Source organism: Collinsella aerofaciens ATCC 25986 (assembly GCF_964237925.1).
Lineage (GTDB): Bacteria > Actinomycetota > Coriobacteriia > Coriobacteriales > Coriobacteriaceae > Collinsella > Collinsella aerofaciens_BJ.
The window spans coordinates 16,583-29,784 of sequence record NZ_CAXSKI010000015.1 but is presented as its reverse complement, the minus strand read 5'-3'; the positions used below and the strand labels follow the sequence as shown (position 1 = coordinate 29,784).

Here is a 13,202-nt window from a genome sequence, read left to right as displayed (position 1 = left end):
CCGATATAGGGTACAGTTACAGACGTTTGAATTTTTGCGGGCAGAGTAATCTGCCCGCTTTGTGCTGAAAAGGAAGTATTATGGCGCGCTACGATTACAAGTGCTCGAGCTGCGGCAACGTGTTTGAGGTTGAGCATCCCATGTCCGAGACTCCCGAGGTCGTGTGCCCCAGCTGCGGTGCCCCGGCGGCCAAGACGTTCTCGGCCAGCGGCATTAAATTTGAGGGTAGCGGTTTCTACAACACCGACCAGCGAAGCGGTGGCGCCAGCACCAGCGCCACCAGCGGCTGCTGCGCCAACTGCCCGCATAACCACTAGGAACCAAACAGCCCCGCGACCGACACCGATCGCGGGGCTGCTTCTTTAGCTACCCAAGTTTCCTAATGAGTTGCGGTGAAATAAGGACTGTTTGGCGGACAGAAGCGGCTTTTCAATCCCTATTTCACCGCAACTTAGTCGTTACTTGTGGACCAGTCTGGCGCAGAAGTGGCCGTCGTAGGAGTCGGCGTTTACGGGAACGCTTTGGAAGAGGCCTCGATCGTTCTGGCGTACGGAAACGAGCTTCTTGGCCTGATCGAACTCGGGGAGTTGCAGAATCTGTGCTTCGGAAAGCGGCGCCACGCTAAAGCCGGCACCCTCGGGAGAAGCAAGGAACGCGTCCACCACCTGTGTGTTCTCCTCGTCGAAGACCGAGCACGTCGCATAGATGAGCTCGCCGCCGGCAGCCACGCGCGCGGCAGCTTCCTTGAGCATCGTCAGTTGCAGTTTGGGCAGCTCAACCGTCACGTCCTTTTCGGTCAGTCGCCAAGGGATCTCGGGATGACGGCGCATGGTGCCGGTGCCCGAGCACGGCGCATCGATAAAAACCGTGTCGAACTTAACCGGCTCGCCAAGCATGGCATCAAACGATGTGAGCACCTCATCAAGCTCGCAGGCATCACCCGAAACCGTACGAACACCCTGAATACCGGCCTTATGCAGGCGAGCGAGATTCAGATCACACTTGCGATCATGCAGATCGAGCGCCGTATGCTGACGCTCATAGCCCGCACGCTTGGCCTGGCACATCATCACATAGGTCTTGGTGCCGCGACCGGCACCAATCTCAAGGCAGCTTCCAGGGCGCGTGGCAGCCGTGGCGATAAGCTGCGCGTTGAGATCAGATGCCACCGCGGCAGCACGCTCAAACACACCCGAAGCAACGGTAACCTGGGCATCAACCGGGGCATGGCAGCCCGGGAAGACAGGCGCGACGAGCTGCGAGATATACGGATCGGGCTTGGTCGCAAAGGCGTTCTCATGCAGGGCCAGCGGCGCGGGGGCCAGATTGCCAGCAAAGTTGAGCGCACCCTCTGGGGTATCGAACGAGGCCATAATACGAGCGCAAAGCCAACGCGGCAGACCCATCAGGCGCGACAGACGAACCAAGCGTCGCTCAGACTCATCTACATCGGACGCAGTGGCAAAGTTCTCAACGTTGTCCGCGACCTTATGGAGCACGGCATTGGCCAAACCGGCGGCAGACTTAGCTCCGCTGCGCACCAGCTCAACGCCCTGACTCACCGCAACGCGGCCAGGCGTATGCAGATAGAGCATCTCGAAGGCCGAGATACGAAGTGCCATGCGAACACGCGGCGCAACCTTTTTAGGCTTATCAAGAAACTGATCGAGCAGCTCGTCCAAAATACCCTGGGTAGCCGCAACGCCCAGTGCCAAACGAGCGGCAAAAGCGGAATCGCGCTGGTCAATAGCCTTGGCAGATGCGCGAGAGGACAGCACGTCGCGCGCATACATACCGCGGCGATCGGCCTCCATTAGCACATCGAGCGCAAGTTTGCGCGCGGGAGACAGCTTGCTCATGACAAAACACCCCAGATAAGATCGGCACCCTGCAGGCCGGCAGCCCAAGCGGAAGCGGCCATAGCACGCTTGCCATCGGGCTTAACCTCGAGCAACTCAACCGGGCCATCGGAAAGACCAAGGAAAACACGTTTATTCTTAACGTCAACGCCGCCCTTGCCAAGCGACACATCAGCCGGCGCAGCATCGAGCACGCGCACGGTCTTGCCGGCAATCACGCAACGAGCAGGCGCAGTATCGGACGAAGCGAGCACATGACGCACGCAATCGAGCGCAGCCATCTGCGGATCCAGACGCATCTCCAGCTTGGAAATCTTGGCAGCATGGGTAACGAGCGCCTCATCCTGTTCAGTCCACACGGCGGTGCCATCGGCAAGAGAAGGAAGCGTATCGGCAAGCAGTTTGCCGCCCAGCTCGCCAAGCTCCATAGTCAGTGCCTCAGCATGCTTACCGGCAACCGACGTGGAAGCCTGAGCACAATAAGCACCAGTATCCACGCCATGCCCGATGCGCATGATAGAAACGCCAGCAACCTCATCACCAGCAAGAATGGCACGCTGAATGGGAGCGGCTCCACGCCATCGAGGCAGCAAGGACGCATGAACATTCACAATACCGAGCGGTGCCATATGCAGCACCTCATCGGGCAAAATGCAGCCATAAGCAGCCACACAGAAAATGTCAGCCTGGGCAGCCTGGAGCGTCTCAACAACCTCAGGCGTCATACGATTTGCTTCAACGACCGGCAACCCCAGCTCAAGCGCCTTAGCCTTAACAGGAGACGGCTCCAACTTTTTACCACGCCCACGAACAGCATCGGGACGAGTAACAACAAGCGCAATCTCGTTCCCAGCCTCAACAAGCGAAGCCAGCGAAGGCACAGCAAAGTCAGGCGTACCCATAAACACAATACGCATAAAGAACGTCTCCCCTCAACCAAAGCCGAGACGGCTACAAATAACAGCGGAAAGCCAAGTACCCAGCCCATCCGCATTAACAATTCAACAAGAACAAATATACCCAAAACCAAAGAAAGAGCCGCAATAAAAGCAGCTCTTCCAACAAAGCAATTATCAGCGAAGACGCCTTTCCCCGACCCGACGGCACCCGGGCGAGACAAGCAGCGTCAACATAGTCCCCGGGGCGCCCGCCTATATCGTCCCGCGCGCAGTTTCGCAGCGCAGCGAGAATGTTTGAGCACGGGATGATATAGGCGGGCGCCCCGGGGACGGACAAACCTATTCCGTCTCGCCCGGTCGAGCGCCGCGGGCCAGGGCGTCCTGGTACTCTTTGACGGCCTTGATCCTCTGCATCGGCTTAAGGCGCTCGAACATGGTATTGCCGTGCAGGTGATCGATCTCGTGCTGCAGGCACACGCAGAACAGATCGCCCGTGGCCTCGTAGCGAATCAGGTTGGCATCCAGGTCATACGCCTCGACGACAACGTGATCGGGACGCTCGATCTCGCAGCTAATGCCAGGGATGGAAAGGCAGCCCTCGCTAAACGGCACCAGATGGTCGCTCTGCTCAACAATGACAGGGTTGATGAGCACGTACGGGTCATAGTCGTTCTTGTCACTGTAGTCGCAGTCGATGGTAACGAGCTGAATGAGCTCACCGATCTGCGGGGCAGCCAGGCCGCAACCGCCGTTGTCGAACATCATCTTCTTCATCTTCTCGGCAAGCGCCTCGATAGCCGGGGTGATCTCCTCGATGACGGCGCACTCCTGGCGCAGACGAGGGTCGGGCGACAGTACGATTCCGTTGGCTTCCATGGCCATCCTTTCGGGTTGTTACATCAAATCATAGGCGTCGACGTCAACGCTCACGCTCACGCCGCGCACGGAGCCCACCTCTTTGAGGCAGGCGTCGATATCATCAGAGACATGGTACCCTACCGGCGACTTTACAAGCAGATGGAAGCGGTAACGGTCCTTGGCTCTCTCGATTACACACGAAGCCGGACCAAGCACCTGAGGCACGGCGCTCCCCGCCCGCAAAAAGTCGGGCGCGGCGGCATGCCAACGACGCTTGAGGAGCTTCGCGATGCGACCGATGTAGTCCCGCGCGTCATCCGCGTTCGTCGACCATACCAAGATGTTGGCCAGGCGCACGAACGGCGGATACAGGGCGTCGCGGCGCTGGTCCAGGTCGTAGTCGGTAAAGATCGAGCGGTCATGCTCGGCGACGGCGCGAATGACCGGGTCATCGGGCAGGTATGTCTGGATGATAACCTCGCCGGGGCGATCGCCGCGACCGGCGCGACCCGCAACCTGCTCCAGCAGATCGTAGGCGCGCTCCCCTGCTCTAAAATCTGGAAGCTTGAGCGCAAAGTCGGCATTGACCACGCCCACGAGCGTGACCTCGGGAAAGTCGAGACCCTTGGCGATCATCTGGGTGCCCAGCAGCACCGCGCAATCGGCCGCATCGAACTGCTCGAGCAGCTTTTTGTGCGCGTCCTTGCCGCGCGTGGAATCGGCGTCCATGCGAATGATGGCGACGTCGTCGGGCAGCATCTGGTGCAGTGCGTCCTCGATCTGCTGTGTGCCTAGCCCCATTTTTGCCAGATAGCGGCTGCCGCACTTGGGACAGCGACTCGTGGGCGCCGGATAGGGCTGCACGCGCCAGGACGATCCGCAGGTGTGGCACTGCAGCGTGTGAGTGCGCTCGTGGTACGTGAGCGCAGTGGAGCAGTGGTTGCAGGTGGGCACGCAGCCGCACTCGCGGCACATAAGGAACGGCGCAAAACCGCGGCGGTTGTGCAGCAACACGGCCTTTTCGCGACGCTCGACTACGCGCTCCAGGCCTTCCATCAGCGGTTTAGAGAACATGGAGCGGCTGCCGTGTGCGAACTCGCGGCGCAGATCGGCAATGCGGACCGTTGGCAGCACGGCGTGTCCCGGGCGCTCGGGCATCTCGACGCGCGTCCAGGTGGCACCGTTATACGTGCCGCGGCGGCAGCGGTCGAGGGCCTCGGCAGAAGGCGTGGCCGAGCCCAACACGAGTGGGCAGCGATAGCGGCGCGCCATCTCGGCAGCCACTTCGCGCGCATGGTAGCGCGGGCTGGAACCCTGCTTGTAGCTGATCTCGTGCTCCTCGTCGATGATGATGAGACCAAGGTCACTGAGCGGGCAAAAAAGCGCCGAGCGGGCGCCAACGACCACGCGGGCCGCACCGCTGGCGACCATATCCCACTGGTCCAGGCGCTCGCCGGCCGAAAGGCGCGAATGGAACACAGCGACCGTCTCGCCAAAGCGCGAGCGGAAGCGGCCGACGGTCTGGGCCGTCAGCGAGATTTCGGGCACAAGCACGCACGCTGAGCGGCCGGCCGCGAGCACGCGCTCGATGGCAGAGAGGTAGACCTCGGTTTTGCCGGAACCAGTGACGCCGTCCACGAGCACCACGTCGCCGTGAGCGTCCAGGCGTGCGCGCTCAATCTGCGCAAGTGCTTGCTGCTGGCCGTTCGTGAGCGCGACCGGGGCCTTGCCGCTCGCCGAGGACAGCATGGTCTGCTCGCTGCAGCCACGCCAGGCGCGGCGCTCCTCCACCACCACGACGCCGCGTTTTTCGAGCGCCTTAACGGTCGCCGACATGCTGCTGTAGAGCAGGTTGAGGTCGCGCGTCGTGACAGGTCCGCACTGGAGCGCCTCGATGAGCTGGCGTTGGCGAACCGCGGTCTTGGGCGGCGTATAGTCGAAGCCCTCGGGCGTGAGCATGACCCAGCGGTTTTGGATGGGTTTGACGGCGGGGCGCTCAACGGTCCACACGCCGTCATCGCCCTTGACCACGCGCGGGCTTCCACCCGGGGGCAAGAAAAGGCGCAGGCACTCGGAAAGCGTTGCGACGTACTCGCGACTCATCCAGCGCGCAATGCGTGCAGCCTCGGCGGTAAAGAGCGGCTTGCTGAGGATGGCCTCGATAGGCTTGATGCGCGAAGGGTCGAGAGCGTCGTTACCTTGCAGGTCGCCCAGCTCGGGCGCGATGTCGACGATGTATCCAGCGGCCGCACGATTGCCAAAATGAACTAGGACGGTGGAGCCGATCTGGGCATCGTTGGCGAGTGACTGCGGAATGCCATAGGCAAACGGCTCGGAGAGCGCTCGGGTCGGGATATCGAGGACCACGCTCGCGTAGGCGGCGACGGGTTCGGCTAAGGGCTCGGGCTGCGCCGGGGCGGCAGCGGGCGCCGGCGCCGCCGGAGTCTCCTCCGGTTCCGGCGAACTAAACAGCGACAGTTGCTCGGCCATGGCCCCAGCACCTCCTATCCCATTCGTCTTTAGAAACAAGAGCCCCGCTCGGGTGAACGGGGCTCGGATACAAGCGTTTACGCAGCTGCTACAGCGCCATCGTGCGGGCGCGGTCGATGCGCGCCAGGCAGTCGTCGCGGCCGACGAGCGCCATGGTCTCGCCCAGCGGGGGGCTCACCATGTTGCCGCAGACGGCGACGCGCACGGCCTGGAACACCACACGCTTCTTGAGGTCCATCTGCTCGGGCAGCGGCTCAAGCGCGGCGTCGATGTTCGCGGCCGTCCACTCATCCACGCCCTCGAGCGCGGCCTTGGCGGCATCCAGAATGGCACCCATGCCCTCCTTGGCCAGGCCCTTGTTGACGGACTTCTCGTCATACTCGAGCGTCTCGGCCGTAGCGAAGATGGGAGCGGCGACGGTCACGGCGTCGGTCGGCATCTTGGTGCGCGGCTTGACGATGGCGGCAAGCGCATCGATCCAATCCTCGCCGTACTCGACATTGCCCTCGATGAGACCCGCCTCGTGCAGCTCGGGGACCATGATCTCGTCGGCAAACTGAGCATCGGACATGCCATTGATGTACTCAGCGTTGACCCAATCGAGCTTCTTGGGGTCAAAGGTCGCCGGGTTCTTGGAGATGCGATCGAGCGAGAACTTGCTGGCCAGGACATCGCGCGGGATGATCGTGGTCTCGCCGTCGAGCGACCAGCCGAGCAGCGCCAGGTAGTTGACGAAGGCGTCGGACAGGTAGCCGGCGTCGCGGTACTCCTCCACCGAGGTAGCGCCGTGGCGCTTGGAGAGTTTCTTGCCGTCGGCGCCCAGGATCATGGAGATGTGGGCGAACGTGGGCACGGGCGCGCCGAGGGCCTCGTAGACCATGACCTGACGCGGGGTGTTGGACAGGTGGTCGTCACCGCGGATGACGTGGGTGATCTTCATCATAGCGTCGTCGACGACGGTCGCGAAGTTGTACGTGGGCGTGCCATCGGAGCGGAAGATGACAAAGTCGTCGAGCTCCTTGGCGTCGAAGGTCACCTCACCGTGGACGGCGTCGTGGATGACGACGTCGCCGCGGTCCTCGGGCACCTTGATGCGCAGGACGTAGGACTCGCCGGCCTCGATGCGGCGGCGGGCCTCCTTGGGATCAAGATCGCGGCAGCGGCGCTGATAGCCCTGGAAGGGGTCCTTGCGCTCCTGCGCGGCCTTGCGATCGGCGTCGAGCTGCTCCTTGGTGCAGAAGCACGGATAGGCCTTGCCCTCGTCCCAAAGCTTCTGGGCAGCCTGCTTGTACAGGTCCAGGCGTTCGGTCTGGGCGTAGGGGCCAAAATCGCCGCCCACCTCGGGACCCTCGTCCCAGTCCAGGCCCAGCCAACGCATGGCGCGCAGGATGATCTGCGTGTTCTCGTCGGTGGAGCGGGTGGGGTCGGTGTCGTCGATGCGCAGGATGAACGTGCCGCCGTTTGCGCGGGCGAAAGCCCAGTTATAGATAGCGGTGCGGGCGCCGCCGATGTGCAGCTTGCCCGTCGGTGAGGGTGCAAAGCGGACGCGAACGTCTGATGCCATGGAAATCTCCTCGATTGCAGGATGGATGTCTAACCGCACCAGTATAAAGCATCAAAGCAACCTCCGCACAAAGGGCACCGACCTACTCATTGGGGACAGACTTAAATGACCAGTCTTTGGGCAACCTGTCGGCATTTAGGTAAGACTGTTCGTTTAAGCCTGTCCCCAATGAGTACCCGGCCGGCCATTTATGTCTGTCCCCAATGAGTAGGTGCGGAAAGGGTGTGAATGTTTGATTTACGCGCTATGATGTGCCCTTGCATAGAGAGCCCGGCGGAATGGTAACGGTCGCCGGGACACGTTTTTGAAAGGACAATCATGTCAGAAGAACTTCGTTCCATCCCGCCCCAACACGGGTCCTTTGTTTTTACGTCGGAGTCGGTGACCGAAGGTCATCCCGATAAGATCGCTGACCAGATCAGCGACGCCGTCCTCGACGCAATCCTCGCTAAAGAAATAGAGCTCCAGGAGCAGGGCTACATCGCCCCCAACGGCGTGCCGGCCAACGTGGAGAACGTCCGCTGCGCCTGCGAGACCCTCGTGACCACCGGCACCGTCATCGTCGCCGGCGAGATTCGCACCCAGGCCTACGTCGACGTACAGGAAATCGCCCGCGGTGTTATCCGCCGCATTGGCTACAACCGTGCCAAGTTCGGTTTTGACTGCGACACCTGCGGCGTTATGAGCCTCATCCACGAACAGTCACCCGATATCGCCCAGGGCGTTGACGAGTCCTTCGAGACCCAGACCGGCGCTACCACCGACCCGATCGACCTGATCGGTGCCGGCGACCAGGGCATGATGTTCGGTTATGCCTCCAACGAGACCAAGACCCTCATGCCCATGCCACACTACCTGGCAAGCCGCCTGGCCGAGCGCCTGGCCGCCGTGCGTCACGACGGTACCCTCGCCTATCTGCGTCCCGACGGCAAGACCCAGGTCACCGTGCGCTACGAGGAAGGCAAGCCCGTCGAGGTCACGACCATCGTCATCTCCACGCAGCACGCCGCCGAGATCGAGGACATGGGCAAGATCAAGGCCGACCTCATCGAGCACGTCATCACCCCGGTCATGGCCGCCGAGAACATGCCGTGGGACAACGCGGACATCTACGTGAACCCCACCGGTCGCTTTGTCGTGGGCGGCCCCATGGGCGACACGGGCCTCACCGGCCGCAAGATCATCGTCGACACCTACGGCGGCTACGGCCGTCACGGCGGCGGTGCCTTTAGCGGCAAGGACTGCACCAAGGTCGACCGCTCCGCCGCGTATGCCGCGCGCTGGGTCGCCAAGAACGTGGTCGCCGCCGGCCTGGCCGACCGCTGCGAAGTCGAGCTTGCTTACGCCATCGGCGTTTCCAAGCCCCTCTCAATCATGGTCGACACCTTCGGTACCGCGCATGTTGCCGAGGACAAGATCGTCGAGGCCGTAGAGAAGACCTTCGACCTGCGCCCGGGCGCAATCATCCGCGACCTAGACCTGCGTCGCCCCATCTACGAAAAGACGGCAGCCTACGGTCACTTCGGCCGCGAAGACGCCGACTTCACCTGGGAGAAAACCGATCGAGTCGAAGAACTCAAAGCAGCCTGCGGCCTGTAATTAAGAACCGCCAAGGTTTCAACGACATAAGCGCTTAAAAAAGAAGTACCGCTCCCAACCGGTACTTCTTTTTATTTAAACGGTGGTGAAGATGCTTCGATATGAGCCCACGCTGCGTCACCAGCTAATGAATTTTGCAGCACACGCGCCTCTACCATGTATCCTTAGTTCCGAGGGCTTTGGTATTTGGTCGGTCGCGAGTTCCGCACGAGCCGGAGAGCACTTAATGTGCTCTCCGTGCGAGCAGGACTGCCCGAGCAGGCGACCAAATACCAAAGCCCTCGGAACGACGGGACAAAGAAGGAGCAGCCATGGCAGGCAAGCCGCAAACACTAGCTACGACCTCGGCATTCGAGATCTTGGGCCCCGTCATGGTCGGCCCCAGCTCATCGCACACCGCCGGCGCCCTACGCTGCGCCCAAGTTGCCGCCAGCCTGCTGGAAGGCCGCATCACCAAAGCCACCTTTGGCCTGTGGAACTCCTTCGCCCACACCTACCGCGGCCACGGCACCGATCGTGCGCTCGTCGCGGGCATCCTAGGCCTCGACACCGATGACGAGAATATCAAGCAGGCCTTCGACCTCGCTCGCGAGCAGGGCCTCGAATATCACTTTGACATCAAGGGCGACGACGCCTCCATCCACCCCAATACCGTCGACATTGACATGGTAGACGACACGGGCGCCACGGCACAGGTCCGCGGCGAAAGTCTGGGCGGTGGGAAGATGCGTATCAGCCGCATCAACGGCGTCGGCGTCGACATCTCGGGCATGTACTCCACGCTCTTCGTGGCGCACCAGGATGTTCCCGGCGTACTCGCCGCACTCACGAACTTACTCGCCTACGCCCATGTAAACATCGCGTTTTGCCGTACCTACCGCACCGAAGTGGGCGGCCAGGCCTACTCCGTCTTTGAGACCGACGGCGCGCCCGACGACACCGTTATCCCCATGCTACGCAAACTCGACAATGTCGATTACGCGACCTTTATCGAGCTCCCCGGTTCTGCCTCGTCGCTCTCCCCCGGTGTCTCGGCAAAGGAGATCTTCGACGACGGCGAGCAGCTGCTCGATGCGTGCGAGGAACTGGGACTCAGCATCGGTGCCGTCATGGCCGTGCGCGAGGCGCGTCTGACCGGCGAGACCCACGCCGTCGCCGCCATGCGCCGCGTGCTCGACGTCATGCGCGAAGAGACCACAGCCCCTATCGCAAATCCGCAGCGCTCGCTCGGCGGACTTATCGGCGGCGAGGCCAAGCTCGTCGAAGCAACCCGCCGCAACGATTTGAGTGCAAGCCTGATGGGCGCCGTCCAGACCGACGCCGTTGCCCGCGCCATGGCCGTTCTCGAGCGCTCCGCTACCATGGGCGTGATCGTCGCCGCCCCCACGGCCGGCTCCGCGGGTGTTGTGCCCGGCTGCGTGCTGGCGCTCGCCGATCACCTTCAGCTCGACGACGAGCAGGTCATGGACGCGCTCTACTGCGCAGCCGCCATCGGTCTCAACCTCACCACGAGCGCCTGCGTCGCCGGCGCCGAGGGCGGCTGCCAGGCCGAGGTGGGAAGCGCCGCCGCCATGGCAGCCGCCGCTCTGGTGCAGATGCTCGGCGGCACGCCCGAGCAGGCTCTCGACGCCAGTTCCATCGCGCTGAGTAACCTGCTGGGCCTCGTTTGCGACCCCGTCGGTGGCCTCGTGGAGGTGCCCTGCCAAAACCGCAACGCCATCGGCGTGGCAGCGGCCTTTAGCTCGGCACAACTCGCCCTCGCAGGCATTAAGAGCCTGGTGCCGTTTGACCAGATGGCACATGTCATGCTCTCAGTGGGCCACGCGTTGCCGGCCACGCTGCGCGAGACGGCAAAGGGCGGCATCGCGCAGGCTCCGGCCGCACTTTCGGCCTGTGCAAAATGCGGTGTGTGCGGATAGCGGCAAAGAACGACTCAAAGGTGGGACAAATGTCCCACCTCTTTTGAATGCCACCGTTTCCGTACCACAAACAGCAGGGCAATCGCTATAATGCAAGCCCAGTAAAAACACGATGAACCGCAAGGCGAAAATCGAAGGATATGCATACGATGTCGCAAAACGATCGAACTCAACTGATTCCCGATCCGCAGCAGCCGAGCAGGCACACCGGCGGCGTTCAGTCGCCGCGTCCTATCGCGCCGAGCCACGGTCAGCAGCGTGGTGCGGCAAACGCTTCCCAACGCCCGAACCAACAGCGACAGCAGCGTCAACAACGTCAGCAGCGCCAGGCAAACGGCAATGCGCCCAAGCAGCCCCCCACGCACGCTCGAGGCGATCGCGGCCCCGCGCGCAAACCCGCCGAGAACAATAAGTCGGGCAAAAAGACGACGCTCTTTGTCATCCTGGGTCTAATCGTCATTGTCTATATCGTAGGCGTCGTAGCGTTTTCGCAGGTAGCCTACCCCAACACCACCATTGCCGGCGTCGACGTCTCCTTCTCCAACGCTTCGTCTGCCGCCACCAAGGTCAACTCGGCATGGAAGCACTATAAGCTCACCGTGACAGGCGATGACTTTAGCTGGACCTATCAGCCCGAGTCCGATGAGCCCATCGTCGACGGCGAAGCTGCCGCAAAAGAAATCATCAGCCACAACGAAGCCTTTATTTGGCCGGTCCGCCTTGTGGAATCCTTAAGCGGCAAGACCAAAACAACCGCTACCTCCAACGAAGTCGATCTTGATCAAGACGTCGACCTGTCCATGCTCTCCGACGCCTTTGACCAAAAGAAGTTTGAGGAGGACCTGGGCGCCGCTATCGACGAGTTTAACGAGGGCCGTTCGGGCACGTTCGAGGCCAATAGCTCCTATGACGAGCAGGCCGGCAAGTTTACCGTCGAGAAGGCGCGCTCCAACGAAAAACTCAACCGCGAGCACGTCATTAAGTATGCCGAGCTCGAACTTGCCTCGCTGGCCGAGTCCGTAGATCTTTCCAAGCTCGGCAACGATGCCTATGAGCCGCTCAATGGAACGCTGACCGATGATCAGATTCAGGCCGCATGCGATGCCGCCAACAACTTCCTGGGCGTCAACGTGACCCTCAAGCTCAACGGCGAGGATGCCGGCAAGGTTGATGGCAGCTCCGTATTGCAGTGGATCAGCTTTGCCGATCCCGCCAACCCAACGCTCGATACGTCGCAGATCAGCAACTGGGCAGCCGAACTCGCCAACGGCTTTAATACCGTGGGCTCCACTCGCTGGTGGACGCGCGCCGATGGCAAGCAGTGCGCCGTCGAAGGCGGCGACTTTGGTTGGTCCATCGACAGCAGCTCGCTCGCCAAGCAGGTCGAGGACGCCATTAACAACAAGCAGACCGGCGAAATCGAGATCAAGTACTCCCAGAAGGCCGACACCTTTACCGCAAAGGGAGAGCCCGACTGGAAGGCGTATATCGACGTCGACTTGTCCGAACAGCACGCGCGCTACTATGACGAGAGCGGAAATATCGTTTGGGAGGCCAACTTTATCTCGGGCAAGCCGGGCGAGGACGCCACGCCCGAGGGCGTCTGGCAGATCAACAGCAACGACGGCGGCAGCACCCTGATCGGAGCCAAGGACCCCAAGACCGGTAAGCCCAAATACGAGAGCCCGGTGAGCTACTGGATGCCTTTTGAGGGCAACATGATCGGCTTCCACGATGCCACCTGGCAAAACGACAAGAGCTTCGATAATGCCGAGTCGTACAAGTGGTGCGGCAGCCACGGTTGCATCAACCTGCGCCTGGCAGACGCCAAGGCACTTCACGACTGCATCAAAGTCGGCCTGTGCGTGGTTGTCCACTCGTAGTGCAACGCGCGCATTCCTACAACGTGGAACCGCTGCGACCAATCTAACAGTTCCGAAAGAAACCGTCCTATGCGCCCGCCCCAACCGGTGGGCGCATATAATTATCGAGGTTCTTTCTATAAAGGAGACGC

9 protein-coding genes are annotated in these 13,202 nt (G+C 61.6%); 4 read left to right on the top strand and 5 right to left on the bottom strand.

Features of this window, described 5'->3' with window-relative positions; all coding sequences use genetic code 11:
• The first annotated feature begins 80 nt into the window (after nucleotides 1-80).
• On the top strand, nucleotides 81-317 hold the full coding sequence (locus ACESWY_RS07790; RefSeq protein WP_022094966.1) for an FmdB family zinc ribbon protein: 237 nt from the start codon (nucleotides 81-83) through the stop codon (nucleotides 315-317).
• Between the two features lie 141 nt (nucleotides 318-458).
• Here ACESWY_RS07790 and ACESWY_RS07785 read toward each other — a convergent pair whose 3' ends face one another.
• From ACESWY_RS07785 to gltX, 5 genes are all read right to left on the bottom strand, one after another.
• Nucleotides 459-1,859: an RsmB/NOP family class I SAM-dependent RNA methyltransferase gene (locus ACESWY_RS07785; protein ID WP_373093640.1), complete on the bottom strand. Its 1,401-nt coding sequence runs from the start codon at nucleotides 1,857-1,859 to the stop codon at nucleotides 459-461.
• Nucleotides 1,856-2,776 (bottom strand): methionyl-tRNA formyltransferase, encoded by a 921-nt coding sequence (gene fmt / locus ACESWY_RS07780; protein ID WP_373093642.1) that lies wholly within the window; start codon nucleotides 2,774-2,776, stop codon nucleotides 1,856-1,858. The genes ACESWY_RS07785 and fmt overlap by 4 nt, the downstream gene beginning before the upstream one ends.
• Nucleotides 2,777-3,097: 321 nt before the next feature.
• Nucleotides 3,098-3,634, bottom strand: coding sequence for a peptide deformylase (def, locus tag ACESWY_RS07775; RefSeq protein ID WP_055250379.1), 537 nt, complete (start codon nucleotides 3,632-3,634; stop codon nucleotides 3,098-3,100).
• 18 nt (nucleotides 3,635-3,652) lie between these two features.
• The gene (gene priA, locus ACESWY_RS07770) at nucleotides 3,653-6,106 is read right to left on the bottom strand and encodes a replication restart helicase PriA (RefSeq protein ID WP_373093644.1); all 2,454 of its coding nucleotides are present in this window, start codon (nucleotides 6,104-6,106) and stop codon (nucleotides 3,653-3,655) included.
• A gap of 88 nt (nucleotides 6,107-6,194) precedes the next feature.
• Nucleotides 6,195-7,670 carry a glutamate--tRNA ligase gene (gene gltX, locus ACESWY_RS07765; RefSeq protein WP_138112493.1) on the bottom strand — a complete coding sequence of 492 codons (1,476 nt, stop codon included), beginning with the start codon at nucleotides 7,668-7,670 and terminating at the stop codon, nucleotides 6,195-6,197.
• A 318-nt stretch (nucleotides 7,671-7,988) separates the two neighbouring features.
• Here gltX and metK point away from each other — a divergent pair, with 318 nt between their 5' ends.
• The 3 genes from metK to ACESWY_RS07750 all read left to right on the top strand — a co-directional run bounded on the left by metK (nucleotide 7,989) and on the right by ACESWY_RS07750 (nucleotide 13,071).
• Nucleotides 7,989-9,269 (top strand): methionine adenosyltransferase, encoded by a 1,281-nt coding sequence (metK, locus tag ACESWY_RS07760; RefSeq protein WP_022094972.1) that lies wholly within the window; start codon nucleotides 7,989-7,991, stop codon nucleotides 9,267-9,269.
• A gap of 311 nt (nucleotides 9,270-9,580) precedes the next feature.
• Nucleotides 9,581-11,188, top strand: a complete 1,608-nt coding sequence (sdaAA, locus tag ACESWY_RS07755; protein WP_138112491.1) for an L-serine ammonia-lyase, iron-sulfur-dependent, subunit alpha — start codon at nucleotides 9,581-9,583, stop codon at nucleotides 11,186-11,188.
• 149 nt (nucleotides 11,189-11,337) lie between these two features.
• Nucleotides 11,338-13,071 carry a L,D-transpeptidase gene (locus ACESWY_RS07750; RefSeq protein WP_175406035.1) on the top strand — a complete coding sequence of 578 codons (1,734 nt, stop codon included), beginning with the start codon at nucleotides 11,338-11,340 and terminating at the stop codon, nucleotides 13,069-13,071.
• The last annotated feature ends 131 nt before the right edge of the window (nucleotides 13,072-13,202 follow it).

Bases quoted from the DNA above. Each gene is read 5' to 3' on its own strand.
- fmt (WP_373093642.1), bottom strand. From the start codon at position 2,776: ATGCGTATTGTGTTTATGGGTACGCCTGACTTTGCTGTGCCTTCGCTG.
- ACESWY_RS07750 (WP_175406035.1), top strand. From the start codon at position 11,338: ATGTCGCAAAACGATCGAACTCAACTGATTCCCGATCCGCAGCAGCCG.
- def (WP_055250379.1), bottom strand. From the start codon at position 3,634: ATGGAAGCCAACGGAATCGTACTGTCGCCCGACCCTCGTCTGCGCCAG.
- gltX (WP_138112493.1), bottom strand. From the start codon at position 7,670: ATGGCATCAGACGTTCGCGTCCGCTTTGCACCCTCACCGACGGGCAAG.
- ACESWY_RS07790 (WP_022094966.1), top strand. From the start codon at position 81: ATGGCGCGCTACGATTACAAGTGCTCGAGCTGCGGCAACGTGTTTGAG.
- priA (WP_373093644.1), bottom strand. From the start codon at position 6,106: ATGGCCGAGCAACTGTCGCTGTTTAGTTCGCCGGAACCGGAGGAGACT.
- sdaAA (WP_138112491.1), top strand. From the start codon at position 9,581: ATGGCAGGCAAGCCGCAAACACTAGCTACGACCTCGGCATTCGAGATC.
- ACESWY_RS07785 (WP_373093640.1), bottom strand. From the start codon at position 1,859: ATGAGCAAGCTGTCTCCCGCGCGCAAACTTGCGCTCGATGTGCTAATG.
- metK (WP_022094972.1), top strand. From the start codon at position 7,989: ATGTCAGAAGAACTTCGTTCCATCCCGCCCCAACACGGGTCCTTTGTT.